This window comes from Kitasatospora sp. NPDC051170 (assembly GCF_044455705.1).
Classification (GTDB): Bacteria; Actinomycetota; Actinomycetes; order Streptomycetales; family Streptomycetaceae; genus Kitasatospora.
The window spans coordinates 345562-369070 of sequence record NZ_JBITFA010000003.1 but is presented as its reverse complement, the minus strand read 5'-3'; the positions used below and the strand labels follow the sequence as shown (position 1 = coordinate 369070).

22 protein-coding genes are annotated in these 23509 nt (G+C 73.2%); 11 read left to right on the top strand and 11 right to left on the bottom strand.

The annotated features are described in order from the left end of the window. Window positions 1-122: 122 nt before the first annotated feature. The 5 genes from fahA to ACIBCA_RS08695 all read right to left on the bottom strand — a co-directional run bounded on the left by fahA (window position 123) and on the right by ACIBCA_RS08695 (window position 6443). On the bottom strand, window positions 123-1355 hold the full coding sequence (gene fahA / locus ACIBCA_RS08715) for a fumarylacetoacetase (RefSeq protein WP_396282119.1): 1233 nt from the start codon (window positions 1353-1355) through the stop codon (window positions 123-125). Next, a complete protein-coding gene (locus tag ACIBCA_RS08710) occupies window positions 1352-2185 on the bottom strand; it encodes a hypothetical protein (protein ID WP_396282118.1) in 834 nt (277 codons plus the stop codon). Before ACIBCA_RS08710 ends, fahA begins: the two co-directional genes overlap by 4 nt. A 71-nt stretch (window positions 2186-2256) precedes the next feature. Beyond that, on the bottom strand, window positions 2257-3459 hold the full coding sequence (locus tag ACIBCA_RS08705; protein ID WP_396282117.1) for a homogentisate 1,2-dioxygenase: 1203 nt from the start codon (window positions 3457-3459) through the stop codon (window positions 2257-2259). 126 nt (window positions 3460-3585) lie between these two features. Continuing rightward, window positions 3586-4800 (bottom strand): 4-hydroxyphenylpyruvate dioxygenase, encoded by a 1215-nt coding sequence (hppD, locus tag ACIBCA_RS08700; RefSeq protein WP_396282116.1) that lies wholly within the window; start codon window positions 4798-4800, stop codon window positions 3586-3588. 221 nt (window positions 4801-5021) lie between these two features. Beyond that, window positions 5022-6443 (bottom strand): phosphoribosyltransferase family protein, encoded by a 1422-nt coding sequence (locus ACIBCA_RS08695; RefSeq protein ID WP_396282115.1) that lies wholly within the window; start codon window positions 6441-6443, stop codon window positions 5022-5024. A 283-nt stretch (window positions 6444-6726) separates the two neighbouring features. Between ACIBCA_RS08695 and ACIBCA_RS08690 the strand changes: the two genes are divergently transcribed. From ACIBCA_RS08690 to ACIBCA_RS08680, 3 genes are read left to right on the top strand one after another with little or no spacing between them, the layout of a single operon-like run. Continuing rightward, window positions 6727-7170 (top strand): hypothetical protein, encoded by a 444-nt coding sequence (locus ACIBCA_RS08690; RefSeq protein WP_396282114.1) that lies wholly within the window; start codon window positions 6727-6729, stop codon window positions 7168-7170. Then, complete coding sequence (locus tag ACIBCA_RS08685; RefSeq protein WP_396282113.1) at window positions 7167-7577, top strand: hypothetical protein; 411 nt, start codon at window positions 7167-7169, stop codon at window positions 7575-7577. The genes ACIBCA_RS08690 and ACIBCA_RS08685 overlap by 4 nt, the downstream gene beginning before the upstream one ends. A gap of 52 nt (window positions 7578-7629) precedes the next feature. Next, window positions 7630-8313: a cupin domain-containing protein gene (locus ACIBCA_RS08680; RefSeq protein ID WP_396282112.1), complete on the top strand. Its 684-nt coding sequence runs from the start codon at window positions 7630-7632 to the stop codon at window positions 8311-8313. 388 nt (window positions 8314-8701) lie between these two features. Here ACIBCA_RS08680 and ACIBCA_RS08675 read toward each other — a convergent pair whose 3' ends face one another. Next, window positions 8702-10792 (bottom strand): sensor histidine kinase, encoded by a 2091-nt coding sequence (locus ACIBCA_RS08675; RefSeq protein ID WP_396282111.1) that lies wholly within the window; start codon window positions 10790-10792, stop codon window positions 8702-8704. A 241-nt stretch (window positions 10793-11033) separates the two neighbouring features. Here ACIBCA_RS08675 and ACIBCA_RS08670 point away from each other — a divergent pair, with 241 nt between their 5' ends. Further along, complete coding sequence (locus ACIBCA_RS08670; RefSeq protein ID WP_396282110.1) at window positions 11034-11744, top strand: response regulator; 711 nt, start codon at window positions 11034-11036, stop codon at window positions 11742-11744. A 136-nt stretch (window positions 11745-11880) separates the two neighbouring features. On the opposite strand, the gene ACIBCA_RS08665 is transcribed toward ACIBCA_RS08670, so the two are convergent. After that, the gene (locus ACIBCA_RS08665) at window positions 11881-13581 is read right to left on the bottom strand and encodes an acyl-CoA dehydrogenase family protein (RefSeq protein ID WP_396282109.1); all 1701 of its coding nucleotides are present in this window, start codon (window positions 13579-13581) and stop codon (window positions 11881-11883) included. 59 nt (window positions 13582-13640) lie between these two features. Beyond that, on the bottom strand, window positions 13641-14192 hold the full coding sequence (locus ACIBCA_RS08660) for a PadR family transcriptional regulator (protein WP_396282108.1): 552 nt from the start codon (window positions 14190-14192) through the stop codon (window positions 13641-13643). A gap of 211 nt (window positions 14193-14403) precedes the next feature. Here ACIBCA_RS08660 and ACIBCA_RS08655 point away from each other — a divergent pair, with 211 nt between their 5' ends. Further along, complete coding sequence (locus ACIBCA_RS08655; protein ID WP_396282107.1) at window positions 14404-14850, top strand: SPW repeat protein; 447 nt, start codon at window positions 14404-14406, stop codon at window positions 14848-14850. Window positions 14851-14962: 112 nt separating this feature from the next. Here ACIBCA_RS08655 and ACIBCA_RS08650 read toward each other — a convergent pair whose 3' ends face one another. Next, entirely contained in the window at window positions 14963-16357 is a 1395-nt protein-coding gene (locus ACIBCA_RS08650) for a class II fumarate hydratase (protein ID WP_396282400.1), read from the bottom strand. A gap of 257 nt (window positions 16358-16614) precedes the next feature. Between ACIBCA_RS08650 and ACIBCA_RS08645 the strand changes: the two genes are divergently transcribed. Then, entirely contained in the window at window positions 16615-18600 is a 1986-nt protein-coding gene (locus ACIBCA_RS08645; protein ID WP_396282106.1) for a cholesterol oxidase substrate-binding domain-containing protein, read from the top strand. Window positions 18601-18624: 24 nt separating this feature from the next. On the opposite strand, the gene ACIBCA_RS08640 is transcribed toward ACIBCA_RS08645, so the two are convergent. Beyond that, window positions 18625-19251: a helix-turn-helix domain-containing protein gene (locus ACIBCA_RS08640; protein WP_396282105.1), complete on the bottom strand. Its 627-nt coding sequence runs from the start codon at window positions 19249-19251 to the stop codon at window positions 18625-18627. A 154-nt stretch (window positions 19252-19405) separates the two neighbouring features. On the opposite strand from ACIBCA_RS08640, the gene ACIBCA_RS08635 reads away from it, so the two are divergent. Together ACIBCA_RS08635 and ACIBCA_RS08630 are read left to right on the top strand one after the other, a co-directional pair. Beyond that, complete coding sequence (locus tag ACIBCA_RS08635; RefSeq protein ID WP_396282104.1) at window positions 19406-20161, top strand: AzlC family ABC transporter permease; 756 nt, start codon at window positions 19406-19408, stop codon at window positions 20159-20161. Next, window positions 20158-20469, top strand: a complete 312-nt coding sequence (locus ACIBCA_RS08630; protein ID WP_396282103.1) for an AzlD domain-containing protein — start codon at window positions 20158-20160, stop codon at window positions 20467-20469. The genes ACIBCA_RS08635 and ACIBCA_RS08630 overlap by 4 nt, the downstream gene beginning before the upstream one ends. A gap of 100 nt (window positions 20470-20569) precedes the next feature. Here ACIBCA_RS08630 and ACIBCA_RS08625 read toward each other — a convergent pair whose 3' ends face one another. Further along, entirely contained in the window at window positions 20570-20884 is a 315-nt protein-coding gene (locus ACIBCA_RS08625; protein ID WP_396282102.1) for a hypothetical protein, read from the bottom strand. Between the two features lie 142 nt (window positions 20885-21026). Between ACIBCA_RS08625 and ACIBCA_RS08620 the strand changes: the two genes are divergently transcribed. The 3 genes from ACIBCA_RS08620 (at window position 21027) to ACIBCA_RS08610 (ending at window position 23482) form a co-directional block, all read left to right on the top strand. Beyond that, window positions 21027-22214, top strand: coding sequence for an acyl-CoA dehydrogenase family protein (locus tag ACIBCA_RS08620; protein ID WP_396282101.1), 1188 nt, complete (start codon window positions 21027-21029; stop codon window positions 22212-22214). Window positions 22215-22286: 72 nt separating this feature from the next. Continuing rightward, on the top strand, window positions 22287-22673 hold the full coding sequence (locus ACIBCA_RS08615; protein WP_396282100.1) for an ADP-ribosylation/crystallin J1: 387 nt from the start codon (window positions 22287-22289) through the stop codon (window positions 22671-22673). Continuing rightward, window positions 22670-23482: an ATP-grasp domain-containing protein gene (locus ACIBCA_RS08610; protein WP_396282099.1), complete on the top strand. Its 813-nt coding sequence runs from the start codon at window positions 22670-22672 to the stop codon at window positions 23480-23482. Before ACIBCA_RS08615 ends, ACIBCA_RS08610 begins: the two co-directional genes overlap by 4 nt. Window positions 23483-23509 lie beyond the last annotated feature (27 nt).

The following is a 23509-nucleotide window of genomic DNA, read 5'->3' as shown; positions in this document are numbered from 1 at the left end:
GGCCGGGTCGGGCCACGCCCGGGCGGAAACGGCGAACGGCTCACAGCTGACAGATGATGAAATCCGTCAGCTGTGAGCCGTTCGCTGAAACCTGTCAGCCGTCAGCCGTCAACTGCCGACCGTCAGCCGACGACCCGCCCCGCCACCTCGCCGAACCCGACGACCGCGCCGCCCGCCCCCGGGGCGGTGGCCGTGATCACGACCTCGTCCCCGTCCTCCAGGAACGTGCGCGTCGTCCCGTCCGCGAGCTTGAGCGGCTCCTCGCCGTTCCAGGTCAGCTCGATCAGCGCACCCCGGGTGTCCACCTCCGGCCCGCTGACCGTGCCCGAGGCGAACAGGTCGCCCGTGCGCAGCGAGGCGCCGTTGACGGTCATGTGGGTGAGCTGCTGCTGCGCCGTCCAGTACATGGTGGCGAATGGCGGACGCGAGACGGTGTGCCCGTTGAGCCGGACCTCCATGGCCAGGTCCAGGCCCCACGGCTCGCGGCCGCGGTCGTCCAGGTACGGCAGCGGCTCGACGTCGCGTGCCGGCGGGGTGACCCGGGCGTGGCGCAGTGCGTCCAGCGGCACGATCCACGGCGAGATCGAGGTCGCGAAGGACTTGCCGAGGAACGGGCCGAGCGGCACGTACTCCCACGCCTGGATGTCGCGCGCCGACCAGTCGTTGAGCAGGCAGACGCCGAACACGTGCTGCTCGAAGTCGTCCAGCGTCACCGGGTGCCCCAGCTGCGAGGGGGCGCCGACGACGAAGCCGACCTCGGCCTCGATGTCCAGGCGCCGGCTGGGTCCGAAGCTCGGCACGGCGTCCGAGGGCGCCTTGCGCTGGCCGTGCGGGCGGATCACCGGCGTGCCGGAGACGACCACCGTGCCGGCCCGGCCGTGGTAACCGATCGGCAGGTGCTTCCAGTTGGGCGTCAGCGGCTCCGAGCCCGGCCGGAAGATCCGTCCGAGGTTGGTGGCGTGGTGCTCGGAGGCGTAGAAGTCGACGTAGTCGGCGACCTCGAACGGCAGGTGCAGTTCCACCTCCCCGACGGGCAGCAGCGCGCCGGTGAGCGCCTCGCGGTAGGACTCGTCCGTCAGCCAGGCGGTGAGGTCGGAGCGCACCTGCGTCCACGTCGAACGCCCGGCCGCCATCAGCGGGTTGAGCGAGTCGGCGTCCAGCAGGACGGACGGCGCCCCGGCGGCGCGGGCGGCGGCCCCGGCGTCGAGGACGAAGTCGCCCACACGCACGCCGATCCGGCGCCGCCCGGGCCGGTCCGAGGCGGTGAACACGCCGTAGGGCAGGTTGTGCACGCCGAACGGCGAGTCCTGGGCGCTGACGAGCCAGCTGCGGGGGCTGCTGGGGGTGGTGCTCAACGGTCCTCCTGGGGCAGTGGACTGGCCGGCAGCAGGCCGAGCGAGGCCAGGTCGGCCAGCGGTTCGGCGATACTGCACGTGCCGAACGCGGTGAACGAGTCGCGGATCACCGTAACCTGACGATCCGTCAGTGCACGGACGGCCTTGGCCAGTACCTCGCCGTCGCGCTCCGCGAGCACCTCGGCGGCCACGGCCGGGTCGCTCTCCTGGGCGGCCAGCAGCACGTTCAGGAAGCCGTGGTGCTCGAAGCCCGTCGTCGCGTCGGTGTGCCGGACGGCGTTGTGCAGCCCGGCCGTGCACTTGTACGCCAGGCCGCGCCGCGCGCAGCCGGTGAGGAAGGCCGCCAGCTCCGTCTCGTCGGGGAACGCGTCGGCGACCAGGCCGCCGGTGCGGAACTTCGCCCGGTAGCGGCTGTCGGCGATCAGGTCGAGCGCCGCCTCCAGGCCTTGCCCGCGCAGGAGTTCGCGCGGCAGCTCGACGGCGGCGGGGATCTCCGGCGCCAGCAGGCGGTCCAGCTCGGCGAGGGCGCCGGCCGCGTCCCGGGTGGCCAGCTCCACGCCGGCCACCTCGAAGGGCGCGGCGGCGGCGAGCGCCGGGGCCAGTTCCGCACTGCCCCCCGGCAGTACGAGCCCGACCCGCAGCGGCTGCTCGCCCGCCGCCGCGGTCAACTCGTCCAGCCGGCCCGCCCCGCACAGGAGCGGTCCGACGGACTCGGCGTACCAGGCCGCCCGGTGGGCGCGGTGCGCGGGCACCGCCTCGGCGACCGGCAGGTTCCCCGGAGGGAACACCGCCGCGTCGTCGAAGAGCCCGCGGAAGAGCCCGGGAATCACGTGCCCGGGAATCACGGGACCGGGGACCACCGAGGCAGCGGGGTTCGCGGAGGCAGCGGGGTGCGCGGAGCTCATCGCCCGGGCCCCCGGCCCGCCCACGTCCAGGCGTAGCCGGAGTCCTCGGAGGCCCGCCCGCCCTCGCCGAGCTCCAGCGGCCGGAAGGTGTCCACCATGACGGCCAGCTCGTCGAAGAACTCCGCGCCGATGCTGCGCTCGTAGGCGCCGGGCTGCGGCCCGTGGGTGTGCCCGCCCGGGTGCAGCGAGATCGAGCCCTGGGCGATGCCCGAGCCCTTGCGCGCCGCGTAGTCGCCGCCGCAGTAGAACATGACCTCGTCGCTGTCCACGTTGGCGTGGTAGTACGGCACCGGGATCGACAGCGGGTGGTAGTCCACCTTGCGCGGAACGAAGTTGCAGATCACGAAGCCGTTGCCCTCGAAGACCTGGTGGGCCGGCGGCGGCTGGTGGATGCGGCCGGTGATCGGCTCGAAGTCCTTGATGTTGAAGGCGAACGGGTACAGGCAGCCGTCCCAGCCGACCACGTCGAACGGGTGGTGCGGCACGGTGTAGCGGGTGCCCGCGACCCCGTTGGGGCCGCGGTGCTTGACGAGGACGTCGACGTCGCCCGAGTCCTCGACGACCAGTGGCCCGACGGGCCCGCGGAAGTCCCGCTCGCAGTACGGCGCGTGCTCCAGCAACTGCCCGTACTTGGAGAGGTAGCGCTTGACCGGGGTGATGTGGCTGTTCGCCTCGATGCAGTACGCGCGCAGCGGCTCGTCGCCGGAGGGCACCCAGCGGTGGGTCGTGGCCCGGGGGATGACGACGTAGTCGCCCTGCCCGACCTCGATCGAGCCGAAGACCGTCTCGAGCGTGCCGGAGCCGGACTCCACGTACACGCACTCGTCGCCGAGCCCGTTGCGGTACAGCTCGCTCGGTGCCCCGGCGGCGACGTAGGAGATCCGCACGTCCCCGTTGCCGAGGACGAGCCGGCGCCCGCCCACCACGTCCGCCGACTTCCACTCCTGGCCGGCGAACAGCTCGTGCAGCTTGAGGTGGCGCGGGAGCAGGGGGTGGTTGGGCACCGTGGACTGGTCCGGAAGCTCCCACGGCACCGCGTTCACCACGGCCGAGGGGATGCCCCGGTGGTAGAGCAGCGACGAGTCGGAGGAGAACCCCTCCTCGCCCATCAACTCCTCGTAGTACAGCCCGCCTTCGGGTGTGCGGTGCTGGGTGTGCCGCTTGGGCGGGATGCTGCCCAGCTGCCGGTAGTACGCCATCTCCCTGCTCCCTGTTGCTTCTCGACCGTGCCGAACGGGTTCGCCGCGACGGTTACGGCGGGTGAGGGCCCGCCCGGCGCCGAACGCCACGATCGTGGCGTTCGGCGCCGGACCGGCCCTGAGCGGTCACAGGTTGCCGCGGCGGTCCTGCTCGCGCTCGATGGACTCGAAGAGCGCCTTGAAGTTGCCCTTGCCGAAGCCCAGCGAACCGTGGCGCTCGATGAACTCGTAGAAGACGGTCGGGCGGTCGCCGATCGGCTTGGTGAAGATCTGCAGCAGGTAGCCGTCCTCGTCGCGGTCGACCAGGATGCCGCGCTTCTTCAGCTCCTCGATCGGCACGCGCACCTTGCCGATGCGCTCGCGCAGCTCCGGGTCGTCGTAGTACGCGTCCGGGGTGTCGAGGAACTCCACGCCGCGGGCGCGCAGCACGTCCACGGTGGTGAGGATGTCGTTGGTGGCGAGCGCCATGTGCTGGCAGCCGGGGCCGGTGTAGAACTCCAGGTACTCGTCGATCTGCGACTTCTTCTTGGCGACGGCCGGCTCGTTGAGCGGGAACTTCACCCGGTGGTTGCCGCTGGCGACGACCTTGGACATCAGCGCGGAGTACTCGGTGGCGATGTCGTCGCCGACGAACTCGGCCATGTTCACGAAGCCCATGACGCGGTTGTAGAACGACACCCACTCGTTCATGCGGCCCAGCTCGACGTTGCCCACCGCGTGGTCCAGGGCCTGGAACAGGCGCTTGGGCGAGCCCTCCGGGTGCTGCACCCTGCTCTTCGCCACGACGTAGCCCGGCAGGTACGGGCCGTTGTAGCGGGAGCGGTCGACGAGGGTGTGACGGGTCTCGCCGTAGGTGGCGATGGCGGCGCGGCGCACGGTGCCGTTCTCGTCCGTGACGTCGTTGGGCTCCTCCAGCACGGTGGCGCCGGTGGCGCGGGCGTGCTCGATGCACTTGTCGACGTCCGGGACCTCCAGGGCCAGGTCGACGACGCCGTCGCCGTGGCGGCGGTGGTGGTCCAGCAGCGGGCTGTCCGGCAGGACGCCGCCCTTGATCACGAAGCGGCAGGAGCCGGAGCGCAGCACGAACGCCTTGCGGTCACGGCGGCCGGTCTCCGGGCCGGAGTACGCCACCAGCTCCATGCCGAACACGGCCTGGTAGAACTGGGCCGTCTGGGTGGCGTTGCCGACCACGAAGACGACCGCGTCCTGGGCGGTGACGGGGAACGGGTCGGAGGCCGCGTCGTGCTCGACGAGGCCGACGAGGCGGCGCAGCTGGTCGGCGTCGAGACCGGCCTCGCGCTCCTCGGGGGTCAGCTCAAGGGCGTGGGACTGCGGAGTCATCGGTCGTTCCTCCAGTTAGGGCCTCGGCTCTGAGGCGTCCGCTTGGATCGCGCACTCGGATCGCGGCCGCGCCGGGTAAGGGTGGTCGGTGCGGTTGGCCGAGAGCTTGCTCCTGTCCGATGGGTTGGGCAACAGGTCGGGTTTTCACTGCTCAATGTGTACAAGCTGATCAGGAAATCCCTGGTTCGACTGTGCAAAGTGCGCTGCCTGGCGCAGGGGATTCACCGGGTCTGCGCAACCGCCCCTCCAGCCCCGGGGGCGCGCGGCAGATGACGCAGGAACCACGCCCCGGCCAGCTCGGCGGCCCGCTCCAGTGTGCCCGGTTCCTCGAACAGGTGGCTCGCGCCCGGCACCACCGCCAGCTCGCTGACGCACCGCAGCCGCTCCCGGGCCCGCCGGTTGAGGTCCAGCACGGCGGTGTCCCGTGCGCCGACCACCAGCAGCGTCGGGGCGCGCACCCGGGCGAGGTCGCCCGGCCCGGCCAGGTCCGGGCGCCCGCCGCGCGAGACCACCGCCCGTACGGCCGAGCCCGGTTCGGCGGCGGCGTGCAGGGCGGCGGCCGCGCCCGTACTGGCGCCGAACAGGCCCAGGGGGAGGCCGCGTGCCTCGGGCAGGCCTTCCTTGGCGTCCTGGCCGTTCTGGCTGTTCTGGCCGTCCTGGCCGTCCTGGTCGCCCAGGGACCGGGCCACCGCCGCCAGCCGGGCGCCCAGCAGCTCCACGTCGAACACCTTGCGCCGGTCCGGCTCCTCGGCCTCCGTGAGCAGGTCGAACAGCAGCGTGGCCAGGCCCCGGCCGTTCAGGTACCGGGCGACGTCGCGGTTGCGCGGGCTGAGGCGCCCGCTGCCGCTGCCGTGTGCGAACACCACCACCCCGAGCGGGGCCTCCGGAACGGTCAGCAGGCCCGCCAGGTGCACGCCGGCGGCGGTCAGCCACACCTCCCGCTCCCGCGTCGCCCCGCCCGCGTCTCCGGCGTCCCCGGCGTCCCCGGCCTCCCCTGCTTTTCCGGAGCCCAGCAGCCGCAGGACCTCCTCGTCCTGGGTCTGCGAGAAGTCGCCGTAGAACTCGCCGATCGCGAAGAACGGCGACGGCGTGGCCACGCACACCAGCTCGTCCGCCGCCCCGGCCAGGCGCTCCGTCCAGTCCCAGGGCGCCACCGGCACCGCCAGCACCACCCGCGCCGCGCCCCGGGCCCGCACGATCCGGCAGGCCGCCAGCGCCGTCGAACCCGTCGCCACGCCGTCGTCCACCACGACCACGGTGCGCCCGCGCACGGCGGCCGGCGCGCGCCCGCCCCGGTAGCGGCGGGCCCGGCGCTCCAGCTCCGCCCGCTCCCGCCGCTCCACCTCGGCCAGCTGCTCCCCGCCCACCCCGGCGGCCCGCATCACCTGCTCGTTCAGCACCCGCACGCCGTCCTCGCCGATCGCGCCCATGCCCAGCTCGGGCTGGTGCGGCACGCCCAGCTTGCGGATCACGCAGATGTCCAGCGGCGCACCGAGCGCCGCCGCCACCTCGGCCGCCACCGGAACCCCGCCCCGGGGCAGCGCGACGACCACCGTGCCGGGGCCGCGCAGATGGCCGAGCAGGGCGGCCAACCGCCGTCCGGCGTCGGTGCGGTCGGTGAAGTGGACTCCGGTGACGCGCATTTCCACGGCCTCCGGTCTCCACCGTACGTCGCCCGGGAGTTGGGCGGGAGCCGGGCGGGAGCGGGGCACGAGTCGGTCGGGAGTGGGGTGGGAGTGGGGCGGGAGCGGGGTGGGACCGCAGCGGGACCGGGCCGGGACAGCCCGGGAAACGGCCGGGACGGCCCGGGCGGGGGACCGGGAGCGGGACGGGACGCCACCCCCGCGCGGACGGGACGGCGGGCGGCGGAGCGTGGTGCGCAGAGATGGACCGCAGGGCCCGTCCGGGAACCGAGGAGCGTGCGAGATGCCCGGCACAGTCATCACCGACCTGCGCCGACGCGGAGCCGTCGACCCGGGTCGCCTGCTCGCCGGCCCGCTGCGCGCGGTCGGACTGCAGCGGCTCGAACCGGGGCGCAGCACCGAGGTGGGCGGCGACGGCGCCGAACATGCGCTGTACGTCACCGCCGGCTCCGGCGTCGCCGCCCTGCCCGAGGACGTCGTACGCCCCGACCAGTCCGAGCGCGCCGACATCGGCGTGGCGCTGGTCGAGGGCACCGCGGTCGTGCTGCCGCTCGGCTCCGGGACGGTCCTCACCGCCGGCACAGCCGGGATGGAGTACTTCCACGCCATCCTCGCCGCCGCCACCGTGCCGCCCCAGGCCACTCCCGACCGCACCGATCCCGACCGCACCGACCCCGACCGCACCGACCCCGACCGCACCGATCCCGAAGAAGGTGATTCCCGGTGATCGTCACCACCGACACCGGATCCGCGATGGTCCTGCTCGGCCCGAACGGCGAAAGGGTGCGGGTCCGCTCACTGGCCCGCCGCACCATGCTCGCCAGCGCCTGCGAGACCTTCGACCACCTGCGGCTCAGCCCGGGCGCCCACCACGTCCTGGAGGCCCGGCCCGACACCGAGACCGTCGTGCACGTGCTGCGCGGCAGTGCCCTCGTCGGCCAAGTCGCCGACGAGGTCGACCACCTGGCCTCGGACGGCGACCTGCTGCTGGCCCGCCGCGGACGCACCCTGCACCTCGAGGCCGGACCGCTCGGTGCGGAACTGCTCTGCCTCACCCTCATGGCGCCCCGGCGCTCCGCCGGTACGCGCGAGTCCCTCGCGGGGCGCCGCGCCGAACGCCACAGCCGTCCCTGACCGCCACCTCGACCGCCACCCCTGACCTCGCCCCGATCCCGGGAGACCGATCATGATCCTCGTCCCCGTCGCGGTGCCGCGCACCGCGCCCGTTTTCCAGCGGGTGATCGACCCCGACCAGCGCCCGTCCGTCCGGGCGGCGCTGGCGGTCGAGACCCTGCCGCCGGGGGCGCGTGCCGAGCAACTGCCCTGCCAGTCCGTGGAGTCGGCCACCGTCGTGCTCGCCGGACGGCTGCGCGCCGCCGGCCGGACCCTGCTGCCCGGCGAGGTGCTCCACCACGCGCCCGGCAGCAGCCACCGGTTCGCCGCCCCACGCGGCGGCGCACCGGCGGCCCTGCTCACCGTCCGCCTCGTGAAGGCCGAGAAGGCCGGACCCCAAGGCCCCAACATCCCCGCCCAGCGCGGAGGTTCGCGGAGCTCCGGCAGCACCGCCCGGCGGATCGCCGTCGAGACGGTGGAGCTGGCGGCGGGCGAGGAGTGCGGGCCGTACACCGAGGCCGAGGCGGACACCTTCCTGGTGCTGCTCTCGGGATCCGGTGTCCACCTCGGTTCGGACGGCCGCGAAGTCCCCCTGTTCACCGGCGACTTGGTGTACGTCCGGGCGGGCGAGCGGTACGGCCTGCGGGCCGGGGCGGGCTCCCCGGCGGCCGTCGTGCGTGGCCGGGTCGGCGCGTTTGTGGGACCTGAACGGGACCTCGGGCCCATGCAAACGGGGCTTGCCCGTCACCACAGTTGAGTACGGAGCGATCGGCCGGAAGCGGATCGGTCGCCCGGAGGAATCAGGAGAACCATCTCATGCATACGAAACGTTCGATCACGGCCTCCGAGGCGATGTGCGGACTCGGGGCGATCATGGGACTGCTCGTGGCGGTGGCCGCGCTGCGGGACGCCTGCTCCCGATCCGTTCCGTCGCCGGGAAGCGCATCGCCGGAAACTGCGTCGCCGGGAAGCGCGTCGACGGGAGGTGCGTCGACGGGGCTGTCCGCCGGCGAACCGACCACGGACGAATGCCGCTTCGACTGCGGGCCCGGCAAGTGACACACAACGAATAACAGGTAACGGCTGACGGCTGACAGAATTCGAAATCTGTCAGCCGTCAGCCGTTACCTGTCAGCTGCCATCCGTCACCTGTCCGCCGAGCGCGGCAGCACCGCCAGCACCCGGGTGCCCGCTTCCTGCGGCAGTGGCTCGACGGTGCAGCGGCCGCCGATCTCCGCCGCCCGGTCCGCCATCGACCGCAGCCCCACCCCGTCCCCCGGCGGCACCTCGGCGGGCTCGTGGAACCCCACCCCGTCGTCCTGCACGGTCAGCGTCAGCGCCTCGTCGTCCACCCGCAGCGTCACCAGCACCGTCCGGGCCCGGGCGTGGCGCAGCACGTTGTTCAGCGCCTCCGCCGTGATCCGGTACGCCGCGACCTCCACCGCCGCCGGCAGCTGGGGCAGCGGCTCCGGTGACACCTGCGCCGCCACGGTCAGCCCCGCCCCGCTGAAGGTGTCCGCCAGCTGCCCGACCGCCCGCGCCAGCCCCAGCTCGCCCAGCGGCGCCGGCCCGAGCCGGTCGGTGATCCGGCGGACCTCCCGGATCGCCATCCCCAGCCCCTCGGAGACCGTGCGCAGCGGGCCCGCGAGATCCTCCTCCGCCCCCGAGGCCGCGTTGTCCACCCGCAGCCGCAGCCCGGCCAGCGCGGGCCCCAGCCCGTCGTGGATGTCCCGCCGCAGCCACCGCCGCTCCTCCTCCCGGGCGGCGACGATCTGCTCCCGGCTGGCCAGCAGGTCCTCCTGGAGCTGCAACGAGGCGACGGCGGGGGACGCCTGGTCGGCCAGCGAGCGCAGGATGTCGATGTCGCTCGCCGACAGCCGCTCCTCCCCGGCCCGCAGCCCGATGGTCAGCTCCCCGATCGCCAGCCCGTTGTGGACGAGCGCGAACCCCTCGCTGCGCCCGTCCAGCCGCCCGGCGGTGGCCAGGATGCGCCGCCCGGCCCGGGTGGTGACGGCCAGGGTGACGCCGGGCAGCTTCAGCTCCTCGGCGACCGTCGCGCACAGCGCCTGCGGCAACCGCTCCGGGTCGACGACCTGGCGCACCCGCTCCGCGAGCGTGCGCAGCACCTGGTAGGGCTGCGCACGCTCGCCGTAGTACAGGCGGTCCACCAGGGCGACGGCCCGCCGCGCCGCCCTGGGCAGGGCCGCGCCCAGCACGTACACCAGCGCGATCAGCAGCAGCGCCGCCCCGCCCCGCCCGGGCAGCAGCCAGTCGGACAGCACCGCCGCCGCCACCACGAACAGCGCGGTGACGCCGGTGCCCAGCTGCAGCCCGATCAGGACGTTGCGCGCCGCCCGGTCCAGCTGCCAGCCGCGGTCGCGTACGACCAGGAAGCCGACCGCGACCGCCCAGACGAGGCCCGCCGCGGCGAACAGCGAGTAGCTCAGCCAGTAGTGCTCGGAGCGGGTGCGCTCGTACATGTCCTGCAGCCCGACCCAGAGCAGGTACGCCCCGAGCATCCCCGCGACCCGCAGCCGGTGGCGGCGCAGCCCCGCCCCGCCGCGGTCGCGCTCGCGCGGGGCGGGCCGCAGCAGGCGCGAGAGCAGGACCAGTGCGACGAACCCGGTCACGCACTCGCCGATCAGCATGTCGTGGCCGCCCAGGCGGTCGACGAGGTCGAGGGCGAGGTGCCCGAGCGGATCGGACGAGAGCGGGTTGGGCCGCCCGTACGCCGTCCGGTCGGGGAGCTGCGCCGCCACCTCGGGCGTCACCCACAGGGCGACGGCCGCGATGAACCACCACCAGCGCCGGCTGGTGAGCCGTCCGCTCGGCAGCCACAGCGGAAGGGAGTACAGGAGGGTGGCGTTGACGCAGGTGCACACCACGTCGAGGACCAGGGTGGCGCCGACGAGGCCCGGGTCGGTGATCTCGACCCAGACCGGGGCCGCCGCCGCGCTGGGCAGGATGGCGGTGAGCGCGTAGAGGAGCATCACCCAGCCGAGTGGGCTGCCCGGCCGGTGGGCGTGCAGCAGCATGCCGGCCGCGGCGGTCGGCAGGGTGTAGACGAGGATGGCGAGTTGGTCGCGGGGGTGCGAGACGCCCGGTTCTCCCAGGTGGACGAGCACGTAACAGATCCACAGCGTCGCGGCGGCGAAGCAGACCGCCGTCACGGCGGCGGCGGCGAACAGCTGCCGCTCGTCGCGGGTGCGGCGCGGGGGAGGGGTCACCGTGGTCATCGCACCACCTCGTTCCGGACGCGGCGTGGTCCACCGGCCGCGACCTGACGGGCCGGCGTCTCGTCCCCGGCATTACGTTCCAGTCTCGTCGGCCCGGTGTCCCGGGCGCGTGAGGCAGCGGTCACGCATGTCGCCCGGGACCTCGACCCGGGGAAGCCGAACCCCCCGGGACCCCGCCGTGCGGACGACCTCCGGGCATGTCACGGAAAGTCACATCATGTGCGCTGTTAGTGTCGGCCGGGTGGATGAACAGCGAACGTCAGCCCCCTCGGACCAGCCGGAAGCGACCCCGCCCGTCCGGGTACTGATCGTCGACGACCACCCCCTGTTCCGCGAGGGCCTCAAGGCGGCCCTGGAGAGCGCCGAGGGCGTGCGGGTGGTCGCCGAGGCCGAGCGGGTCGCGGACGTGCCCGGGGCCGTGGCCCGCAGCCGCCCCAACGTGGTGATCATGGACCTCTCGCTCCCGGACGGCTCCGGGCTGGAGGCCGTGCGCCGCCTCTGCCTGCAGGAGCAGGCGCCGCCGGTGCTGATGCTCACCATGTCGGACGACGACGGCAACCTGCTCGCCGCACTCCAGGCCGGGGCGCGTGGCTACCTGGTCAAGGGCGCCGGCCGGGAGGAGGTGCTGCACGCCGTCCGGACGGTCGCGGCGGGCGGCGCCGTCTTCGGCGGCGAGGTCGCGGGCCGGATCACCGCGCTGCTCGCCGGGGCGAAGATGCGCGAGGCCGGGCAGCTGTTCCCCGAGCTGACCGCCCGCGAGGCCGAGGTGCTGGACCTGGTCGCCCGCGGCCACGACAACCGGCGCATCGCCCGGGAGCTGGTGGTCGCCGAGAAGACGGTGCGCAACCACGTCACCCACATCTTCGAGAAGCTGCACGTCGCCACCCGCGCCGAGGCCGTCGCCCGGGCCCGTGACATGGGCCTCGGGGACTCCCCGGCCCCTGACAGATGACAGAACACGTCGGATGAAATCCGTCCGCTGAAGCCTGTCCGCTGAAATCCGTCAGCTGAAAGCCGTCAGGTGAAACCCGACGGCTGAAACCGGGGGTGCCGGTCCGCCGACCGGCACCCCCGGGGTGCGCCCAGCCCTACGGCCGCATCTCGTACGCGCCCGACAGCGCCTCGACCTTCGCCCACACCTTCGCGGCCCGGTCGGCGTCCGCGACCGGGCGGCGCACGTGCGCCAGCGCCCAGGCGGCCTGCTCCTCGGTGGTGGACGCCTTGCCGTGCAGCTCGGTGGCGTGCGCGGAGAAGTCACGCACCAGCGCGTCGAAGATCTGGTCCAGCACGTCCGCGTCCAGGCCCGTCGACTCGGCCTGCTCCAGCACCAGCTGGCCGTAGACGATCAGCGCGAACAGCTGGCCGATCTCCAGCAGGAAGTCCAGGTCGGCCTGCTGCTCCTCGCTCGGCGCGTGCTTGAGCAGCAGCGTGCAGAAGCCGTCCGCCTGCTCGCGGAAGCGGGCGACGTTGGGCAGGTGCGCGTGCCGGTAGTAGGCGATGCGCCAGTCGTGGAAGCGGATCGCGCCGAGGCCGCGCGCGGGGCCCTGCCGGAACAGGAACTCGTCGTCGGCGGCGTCCAGGCGCGTCGGCACCTCGGCGTAGTCGGCGGGCGCGAACAGGTAGTTGCCCATGAACTTGAGGATCAGCGCCAGGTTGACGTGGACGGTGCCCTCGAGCTTGGGCAGGCCCCGGATGTCCTTGGCGGCCTTGTCGAAGTAGGTGTCCGCCTCGAAGCCCTTGGCCGCGATGACGTCCCACATCAGGTCGATGACCTTCTCACCCTCGGTGGTGACCTTCATCTTGGTCATCGGGTTGAAGAGCAGGTAGCGGCGGTCCTCGGGGGAGGCGCTGCGGAAGTAGTCCACGGCCCGCGCGCTGAACAGCTTCATCGCGACCAGGCGGGCGTAGGCGTCCGTCAACTCCCGTCGCACGTGCGGGAACTCGGTGACGGCCTTGCCGTAGAGCACCCGGTTGCGGGCGTGGGTGACGGCCTCGTACATCGCGTGCTCGCAGATGCCGATGGAGGCGGTGCACAGGTTGAACTTGCCGACGTTGACGGTGTTCAGCGCGGCGTCGAAGGCGGCCTTGCCGGTGTGCAGCACGTCCTCGGCGCGCACCGGGTAGTCCTCCAGCCGGAACTCGCTGACGTACATCTGGGCGTTGACCACGTTCTTGACCAGGTGGTACGCCTCGTGGCGGCTGTCGGCGGCGAAGAAGACGTAGCCCTCGGGACCCTCGACGTCGGAGCGGCGGCCGAACACCGAGACCAGGCCGGCCACGTTGCCGTTGCCGATGTAGTACTTGGAGCCGGTGGCGGTGAAGCCGCCCTCGCCGTCCGGGGTGAGGATCATGTCGGTGGAGTAGATGTCCGCGCCGTGGGTGCGCTCGGACAGGCCGAAGGCCATCACGTGGCCCTCGCGCAGGAGTTCGGCGGCGCGGGCGCGCATCGCCTCGTTCTCGCTCTGCCACACCGGGCCCAGGCCCAGGATGGTGACCTGCCAGGTGTACCAGTAGCCGAGCCCGTAGAAGCCGAGGATCTCGTTGAGCTCGGCGATGCGGGCGGTGTCCCAGCGCTTGTCGGCGTCCACCGAGGAGGGGGTCAGGAACTCGGCGAACAGGCCCTCCCGCGCGGCGAACTCGAGGAAGTCGGCGTACCAGGCGCGGTCGATGTAGGTGTCGAGGAGCGCCTTCTTGCCGCGGGTCTCGAACCAGTCGACGGTCGCGCGCAGCAGCCGACGGGTCGGCTCGTCGAACTGCGCGGGGTCGTAGGTGCGCGGGTTGAAGAGCATCGAGTGGCTCCCGTCAGGCGTGGGTGAGAGTGGGGGTGGGCGAAGAGGCAGGGGTCGGCTCAGCGCTGGGCGAGGCGGTTCAGTGTGGCGAGGACGTCGTCGAGCCAGGCGATGGTCATCCGCTCGTACTCGATGCCGCCGCGCAGCACCACGTGCTGCAGTTCCCGGCGGGCGTCCGTGTCGGCGGCGGGGGTCTCGGGGAAGTCGCGCTGCTCGCCGTGCAGGTAGCGGGCGAGCAGGGCGGCGTGGGCCTCCCGGTGCCGCTCGACCTCGGAGATCAGCGCGGCCGGGTCGTCGAAGGCGGCGGCGCGGATCTTGACCGCGAGCTCGTGCCGGACGGTCTCCGGTTCGACGGGCTCGCGCAGCCAGTCGGCCAGGGTGGCCCGCCCGTCCGAGGACGCCGCGTACACCTTCTTGTCCGGCCGTCCGTCCTGGGCGACCTCCTCGGAGACGACCAGTCCGTCGGCCTCCATCCGCCGCAGCACCCGGTAGATCTGCTGGTGGGTGGCGGTCCAGAAGCGTCCGATGGAGCGGTCGAAGCGCCGGGCCAGCTCGTAGCCGGAGCCGGGTTGCTCCAGCAGCGAGACGAGGATCGCGTGCTCCAGTGCCATGACCCGCATCCTCCTATGCAACGAGTTGCATAGGCAATGGCGGCGCGCGGCGGTGAGACGCAGGTCACCGGCGTGACCGGATGGTTATCGGTCATTCGGGACGATCGGGTGCAAAACCATCGAGAAGCGCCAGAATGGGGTAGGGCGCATGCGCCTTCACCCATCCGGACCACAGGAGGTGGTATCGGTGGCAACCCATATCCCGACGGGCATGGAGCACCATCCGGACATCGTCGAACTCCGCGAACACTACGAGCGGGTCACCTCGACCCCCCGCGCCCAGGGCGTCGAAGCCCTGGCCGTACTGGCCGGCCTCTTCCTCGCGGCATCGCCGTGGATCGTCGGCTTCACCGCCTTCAGCACCCTGACCGTGACCTGCCTGATCGTGGGTCTGGCTTACACGGCGCTGATGGCCGGCTACGGATCGGCCTACGAACGCACCCACGCGAGGGCCTGGGCGGCCGCCGCGCTCGGCGTCTGGACGATCATCTCCCCCTGGGCCGTCTCCGGCTCCGTCGCGCACGGCAAGAACATCGTCACCTGCCTCATCACCGGTGCCGTCATGTTCCTGCTCGGCCTCGCGGCGCTGTCCATGGCGACCATGACGTCGAACGGAGCGTCGATGCGGCGCGGCCGCGCCGGCCGAGCCAAGGGCTGACACACCCCGCAATCCGCGCCGGGGCGCGGAGGGCCACACCGCCCACCGCGCCCCGGCGCACGCCCTGCGTCCGTTCCGCGCCCGGGCTCCCGCCGCGCCCGGGCTCCCGCCGCTACGGGCGGGTCATCCGCAGGACGTCCAGGGCCTCGTCCAGCTGCTCCTCGGTGAGCAGGCCCCGTTCGACGTACCCGCGGTCCAGCACCACCTGACGGATGGTCCTGCGCTCGGCCAGCGACTGCTTGGCGACCTTCGCGGCCTCCTCGTAGCCGATGTAGCGGTTCAGCGGGGTCACCACCGAGGGGGAGGACTCCGCGTACTCCCGGGCCCGCTCGACGTTGGCGGTCACACCGTCGATCGTCCGGTCCGCCAGCAGGCGGGCGGAGTTGGCGAGCAGGCGCACCGACTCCAGCACGTTGCGCGCCAGCACCGGCAGCATCACGTTCAGCTCGAAGTTGCCGCTGGCGCCCGCCAGCGTCACCGTCGCGTCGTTGCCCACCACCTGGGCCGCCACCATCAGCACCACCTCGGGCAGTACCGGGTTCACCTTGCCCGGCATGATCGAGGAACCGGGCTGCAGATCCGGCAGGTTGATCTCGCCCAGGCCCGTGCGCGGGCCCGAGCCCATCCACCGCAGGTCGTTGGCGATCTTCGTGAACCCGACCGCCACCGTGCGCAGCTGGCCGCTCAGCTCCACCAGCGCGTCCCGCGCGCCCTGCGCCTCGAAGTGGTCGCGCGCCTCGGTGAGCGGCAGGTCGGTGGTGCGGGCCACCTCGGCGATCACGGCCTCCGGGAAGCCGGGCGGGGTGTTGATGCCCGTGCCCACCGCCGTTCCGCCCAGCGGCAGTTCGGCCACCCGGGGCAGCGTCGCCAGCAGCCGCTCGCGCCCGTGCCGCACCTGCGCCGCGTACCCGCCGAACTCCTGGCCCAGGGTGACGGGCGTGGCGTCCATCAGGTGCGTGCGGCCGGACTTGACCACCGTCGCGAACTCGACCGCCTTGCGCTCCAGCGCCTCCGCGAGGTGCTCCAGCGCGGGGATCAGGTCGTGGGTGACGGCGGCGGTCGCCGCGATGTGGATCGAGGACGGGAAGACGTCGTTGGAGGACTGGCTGGCGTTCACGTGGTCGTTCGGGTGGACGGGCCGGCCGAGGCGCTCGGAGGCGAGCGTGGCGATCACCTCGTTGGCGTTCATGTTGGAGGAGGTGCCCGAACCGGTCTGGAAGACGTCCACCGGGAACTGGTCGTCCCAGCGCCCCTCGGCCACCTCCTCGGCCGCCGCCGCGATCGCCTCCGCGGTGCTCTCCTCCAGCACCCCCAGCCGCGCGTTCACCCGGGCGGCCGCCGCCTTGATCCGCGCCAGCGCCGCGATGTGCGCCCGCTCCAGCCTCTGCCCCGACACCGGGAAGTTCTCCACCGCCCGCTGCGTCTGCGCCTGCCACTTCGCGTCGGCAGGCACCCGGACCTCGCCCATCGAATCGTGCTCGACCCGGTACTCCCGCTCGCCACCCATCACGCCCTGCACCTCCTGTACGGGCCTCCCCGTGCGCGGGGACGGCTCCTGATCACCACAGCTCCACCCGGGCCCCGGGTATTTCCACGAGTGGTCCGCTGCGTGGCGCGTGTGCGGTCTTTCGCTCCATGATCACTCGAACGGGTGAGAAAGCGGAGGCATGGCTTCAAACGGCCGTACGGCGCTTCGTACGCTCCTGAACGGGCCCGGCCAGAATCGGACCGGGCGATCGGGACCGAGGGACCAGGGGCGGACGCATGACCACCGAGCATGGACAGCACGGCGAGCACGGCCGGCACAGTCGAACGACCGAACAGGCCGCAGCCCCGGGCCCGGGCCCGGCCGGGGGCCTCAGCCGCCGCCGGCTGCTGGGCGCCTCCGCGCTCGGCGGCGCGGCCTGGCTGCTGCGCGCCACCATCGGCCCGGACGACGCCCGCGCCGCCGCGCCCGTACCGCCGGGCCTGCCGGCCGGCACCGAGCTGTACCAGCGCGTCTTCCAGAACTGGTCCGGCGAGATCCGCACCGACCAGCTGTGGACCTGCGCGCCCCGCACCCCCGAGGAGGTCCCCGCCCTCGCCGACTGGGCGCACGCCAACGGCTGGCGCCTGCGCGCCACCGGCTACCGGCACACCTGGGCGCCGCTCACCGTCGCGAACGGCACCCCGGAGGCCGCCCGCGTCCTGCTCGTGGACACCGGCCGCCACCTCACCGCCCTCACCGCCGACTCGCCCACCACCGTGCGCGCCCAGACCGGCGCCACCATGGAGGCCCTCCTCGCCCACCTCGCCGACCGGGGCCTCGGCCTCACCGCCTGCCCGGCGCCCGGCGAGCTGACCGTCGGCGGCGTCCTCGCCATCGGGGGCCACGGCACCGCCGTCCCCGCCACCGGCGAACTGTGCCCCGACGGGCACGGCTACGGCTCGGTCAGCAACCAGGTCGTCCGGCTCACCGCCGTCGTCCTCGACCCGGCCACCGGCCGCTACACCCTGCGCACCTTCGACCGTACGGAGGCCGACAGCGCCGCCTTCCTGGTGCACCTGGGCCGCGCCTTCCTCACCGAGGTCGTGCTGCGCGCCGGAGCCGACCGGCCGCTGCGCTGCGTCAGCCGCCTGGACATCCCCGCCACCGAGCTCTTCGCCCGCCCCGGCTCCACCGGCTCCGGCGGCACCACCGGCTCCACCGGTTCCGGCGGTACCACCGGCTCCGGCGCGGGCGGCGGCGGACTGCTCGGGGGAGTGCTCGGGGGCCTGCTCGGAGGAGGCGACGGGCCGCGTACCTTCGCCGAGTTCGTCGAGCGCGACGGCCGCGCCGAGGCCATCTGGTTCGCCTACACCGACTACCCCTGGCTCAAGACCTGGAGCGTCACCCCGGCCAAGCCCCTCGCCTCCCGGGCCGTCGACCAGCCCTACAACTACCCGTTCTCCGACAGCATTCCGGAACCGGTCGCCCGCCTCGCCGGCCAGATCGTCTCCGGCACCTGGGGATCGGCCCCGCTGTTCGGCCAACTCCAGTACCTGATCGCCAAGGTGGCGCTCACCGGCGACCTCACCGACGTCCTGCTCTCCGGGGGCCTGCTGCGCGAACTGCTCGCCGGCGACCTGATCACCCACCTGCTCGCCGGGGGACTGCGCTCCGACCTCTGGGGCCCCTCGCGCACCCTGCTGCAGTACGTGCGCCCCACCACCCTGCGCGTCACCGCCAACGGCTACGCGATCCTCGCCAGGCGCGCCGACCTCCAGTGGGTCGTCAGCGAATTCGCCGCGTACTACCGGCAGTTGCTCGCCGAGTACCAGGCGCGCGGTGAGTACCCGGTCAACGGCGCCGTGGAGATCCGGGTCACGGGCCTGGACGACCCGACGTCCAGCGGCGTGCCCGGCGCCCGGCCGCCGCTGCTGTCCGCGCTGCGCCCGCGCGCCGACCGGCCGGAGTGGGACACCGCCGTCTGGCTGGACGTCCTCTCCCTGCCCGGTACGCCCGGCCTGGAGCGCTTCGCCCGGGACCTCGAACAGTGGCTGCTGCGCACCTTCGACGGCACCCGGGCGGGCCTTCGCGTCGAGTGGTCCAAGGGCTGGGCCTACACCGCCGACGCCGCCTGGTCCGACCCGGACCTGCTCGGCCGGGTCATCCCCGAGAGCCTGCGCGCCGGCGGCGGGCCCGGCTGGGACGAGGCGGTCGCCGTCCTCGACCGGCACGACCCGCACCGGGTCTTCGGAAACCCTTTCCTGGACGGCCTGTTGAGGTAGACCGGGACTTCACCTGACGCCCCGTCAGATGTGCTCCATCACGATCACCGCCAGCGTGTCGCGGGTGAGGGCGCGGAACACGTGCGGGGCGTCGCCGGGGTAGCTGATGTAGTCGCCCGGGCCCAGTTCGACGGGCATCTCGCTCGGCCCGACCAGGGCCCGGCCCGCGCCGATCATCACGTGCTCGACGGACCCGGGCATGTGGGGGTCGGAGGCCCTGGTCTCGCCGGGCTGCGCCTCGATCCGGTAGATGTCGCGCCGGGCGTTGGGCGGGCAGGAGGAGAGCACGGTCGCCGCGTAGGTGGCCTGTTCGGAGTGGGTGACCGGGCCCTCCCCGGCCCGGATCACCTTCACCGCCGGGCGCGGCGGGTCGACGAGCCGGCTGAACGGCACGTTGAGCGCCACCCCGAGCGCCCAGAGCGTCTCCACGCTGGGGTTGCCCGCGCCCGACTCCAGCTGGGAGAGCGTCGACTTGGCGATGCCCGCGCGCCGGGCGAGCTCGGCCATCGAGAGCCCGCTGCGCTCACGTTCGCGGCGGATGGAGGCGGCGATCTGGCCGATCAGCTCGGTGCCGGTGCCGGTGGCGATTCCGGTCCCGGTGGCGCCCGGGGGCCCCGAGGGGCCCGTGGGCTGGGCGGTCTGGTCGGTCATGGTCGGCACACACGCTTTCTCCCGGCTCCTTCGGCCCGGTGCCGTTCATGCTGTCACGGCCGCCGCCGGTCGCGCTTCGGGCGATCGGCGTTCGTTCTGTCGGTCCTCTCGTTCGGCTTGACGAACCCGGCTGGGCGGGTTCACTCTAATGAACATGCGTTCGTTCTTCCGAACCCCTCTCGGGGCCCTGGAGTCGGCGACTCTGCGCGACATCGCCCTCGTCTGCCTCGCCGACGCCCTCGTCGGCGCCTCCTTCGGCGCGATCAGCGTCTCCGGGGGCCTGCCGCTGTGGGTGCCGATGGCCATGTCCGTCCTCGTCTTCGCCGGCGGCTCGCAGTTCGCGGCGGTCGGCGTGGTGCTCTCCGGCGGCGGCGCGCTCGCGGCCGTCGCCACCGGGCTGGTCCTCAACGCCCGGATGCTCCCCTTCGGGTTCACCGTTGCCGACGTGCTCCAAGGCCCCTGGTGGAAGCGCCTGTTGGGCGCCCACCTGCTCACCGACGAATCGGCCGCGTTCGTCCTCCAGGAGAAGGACCCGCGCCGGCGCCGGGCCGTCTACTGGGTCTGCGGCATCGCCCTGTTCCTCGTCTGGAACCTCGCCGTGCTGCTCGGTGCGGGCGCCGGCGGACTGATCGGCGACACCGACGCACTCGGCCTCGACGCCGCCTTCCCCGCCGTCCTGCTCGCCCTCGTCCTGCCCTCGCTGACCGACCGCCGCACCCGCACGGCGGCCCTGGCGGGCGCCGCCGTCGCCGTGGCGGCCACGCCGTACGTCCCGGCCGGACTGCCCGTGCTGCTCGCCCTCGTCGGCCTGCTGCTCGCCGGACGGCCGACGCCCGCGCAGCCCGTACCGCCCGTCGAGCCCGTAGAGCCCGTCCAGCCCGAGCCGAAGGCGAAGGAGACCGCCCGATGATGCCGCTCTACGCCGTCCTGCTGCTCGCCGCCGGGACGTACGCCTTCCGCATCGCCGGACCACTGCTCGGCCACCGGCTCCGACTCTCCGACGGACTGCGGCACCTGCTCACCGTTGCGGCGGCCGTCCTGCTCGTCGCCCTGGTCGCCACCGGCGCCCTGACCCAGGGCCACGGCTTCGCCGGCTGGGCACGCCCGGCGGGCGTCCTCGTCGCCGGAGCCCTCGCGCTGCGCCGCGCGCCGTTCCCGGCCGTGGTCGTCGCGGGCGCGGCGACCACGGCGCTGCTGCGGCTGTGCGGGGTGGGCTGACGGCGGACAGCCGACGGCTGACAGGTGACAGGTGACAGAGAACAGCTGACATAGAACAGCGAACGGATGACAGCTGACGGTATCCGTCAGCTGAACCCCGTCAGCCCTCCTCCGCCAACCGTTCGGCCTGCACCTCCGGGCGCTTGCTGTCCCACAGCATCTCCCACACCTTGAACACGCAGTGGTAGTCGCGCATGCTCCCCCGGCAGATCAGCAGGTAGGTGTCCCCGTCCCGGAGCAGCGTCCGGTGCCGGCTGTTGAACGGATGCTGCGGCGTGAACGTCGGTACGACGCGCCGCAACTCCTCCACGGCCTCCTCGCGGGAGCCCTCGACCTCGCCGAGCACCTGGCTGCCCCAGATGCGGTTCTCGCCGATGCCCACGGTCTCCTCGACGACCAGCGCCCAGCGCGCCATGCCAGCCTCCCCGTGTCGCTTTCCTCACGTCTTCACGTCCGTCCACCGCCACGCCGAGTGCGCGATACTCGCCGCAACCCGCCCACGGCCGGTGCCCCTCGAACACTACGCAGACAGTACGCCGAGACGACAAGGAGCTTCGATGACGAAGCCGCCCCGGATCGACCCCGCCGACCTCCTCGCCGTCGGCGACCTCCTCACCCACGAGGAGCGGCTGATCCGTGACACCGTCCGCCGGTTCACCGAGGAGCACATCCGCCCCCACCTCGGCGACTGGTTCGAGCGCGGTGTCTTCCCCGCCCGCGAACTCGCCCCCGAGCTCGGCGCCCTGGGCGTCCTCGGCATGCACCTCGACGGCTACGGCTGCGCGGGAGCGGGCGCCGTCGCGTACGGGGTGGCCTGCATGGAACTCGAGGCCGCCGACTCCGGGCTGCGCAGCTTCGTCTCCGTCCAGGGCTCCCTGGCCATGCGCTCCATCCACGCCTACGGCTCCGAGGAGCAGAAGCGGCGCTGGCTGCCCGGCATGGCCGCCGGCGAGCTGATCGGCTGCTTCGGCCTCACCGAGCCCGACTTCGGTTCCGACCCCGCCAACATGCGCACCCGGGCCGTCCAGAAGGGCGGCGAGGGCGGCGACTGGGTGCTCACCGGCAGCAAGATGTGGATCACCAACGGCAGCATCGCCGACGTCGCCGTCGTCTGGGCCCAGACCGAGGCGGGCGTGCGCGGCTTCCTGGTCGAGCGCGGCGCCCGTGGCCTCACCGCCACCGACGTGCACGGCAAGCTCTCCCTGCGCGCCTCCGTCACCAGCGAACTCGCCTTCGACGAGGTCGTCCTGCCCGCAGACGCCGTCCTGCCCGGGGTGACGGGCCTGCGCGGCCCCCTGTCCTCCCTCAACGAGGCCCGCTACGGCATCCTCTGGGGCACCGTCGGCGCCGCCCGCGACTGCTACACCGCCGCCCTCGACTACGCCAAGAGCCGCATCCAGTTCGACCGCCCCATCGCCGGCTTCCAGCTGACCCAGCAGAAGCTGGTCGAGATGATGCTGGAGGTCGAGAAGGCGTACCTGGTGGCGCTGCGCATCGGACGGCTCAAGGAGCAGGGCGCCGCCCGCCCGCCGCACATCAGCTTCGGCAAGCTCAACAACGTCCGCACCGCCCTGGAGATCGCCCGCAGCGCCCGTACGATCCTCGGCGCCAACGGCATCACCACCGAGTACCCGGTGCTGCGCCACGCCAACAACCTGGAGTCGGTGCTCACCTACGAGGGCACCAGCGAGATCCACACCCTCGTCCTCGGCGAGGCCATCACCGGCGAGTCCGCCTACCGCTGACACCCCGTCCGTACGGTCCCACCAGGGAAAACGGGTGGCCGGGCCCGCCGTGGCCCGGCTACCGTTCCCGGCATGACCGGTCAGCCCGTCCAGCCGCCCCCGACCACCACCCTCTGGCGCCCCACCGGCCCCGAGGAGCTGGCCCTGGTCGAGGCGTCCGGCTGGCGCGCCTGGCCGCCCCGGTTGCCCGAGCAGCCGATCTTCTACCCCGTCCTCAACGAGGACTACGCGATCCGCATCGCCCGCGACTGGAACGTGCCCGCCTCCGGCGTCGGCTACGTCACCCGCTTCGAGGTCGACACGGAGTTCCTCGCCCGCTACCCCGTCCAGCAGGCCGGCGGTCGCACCATCCTCGAACTCTGGGTTCCGGCCGAGGAGTTGGACGAGTTCAACGCGCACATCGTCGGTCGCATCGACGTCGTCCACGAGTTCCGGCCCCAGCCGGGAGCGGGGTCGTGACCGGGCCGGCGCCCGTCCTGCTCACCTCCGCCCAGGCGACCAGCACCACCGTCCTGCTCACCGGGGCCGCCGCCCGCCGGGGCCTGGCCACCGCCGTCCTGGCCGGCCCCGGCAGCGTCGAGGAGCTCGCCGGGCGGTCCGTCCACTGGTACGGCGGCCCGCTCGCCGCCGCCCGGATCGCCGGGCCGCTCGGCCTCGCCCTGCTCGAACCCGAGGACGACTGGCTGCCGCGCCTGCCATGGGAGTTCACCCGCCGCCGGATCGAACTGACCACCCTCGCCGAGGCGTGGAGGCTGCGCCACCCGGCGTTCGTCAAACCGCCCGCCGACAAGTCGATCCCGCCCGCGGTCTACCCGGACGGCACCCGGCTGCCCCGCACCGGCGAGCGGATCGGCCCGGACACCCCCGTCCTGGTCAGCGAACCGGTGACCTTCGCCGCCGAGTACCGGCTCTTCCTCCTCGGCGGGCGGGTGCTCACCGGCAGCCGCTACGCCCGCTTCGGCCGACTCGACCCGGCGCCGCTCACCGAGGCGGCCACCGCCTTCGCCGCCCGTCTGATCGACGCGGTCGGCGACACCCTGCCCAGCGCCGTCGCCCTGGACGTCGGCCCGGTCGCCGACCCGTACGACCCGGCCGAGCACTGGGCCGTGGTCGAGGCCAACCTGCCCTGGTTCGCCCACAGCTACGCCGCCGACCCGGACCGCGTCCTGGACGTCGTGCTGCGCGCGGCCGGCCCGGCCGCCGCACTCTCCCCGGCGGACCGGCGCTTCGCCCGTGCCGCCGGTGCCACCCGTACGGCGACGGACTGACCGGCGGCTGCTCGACACCTTCCGGAC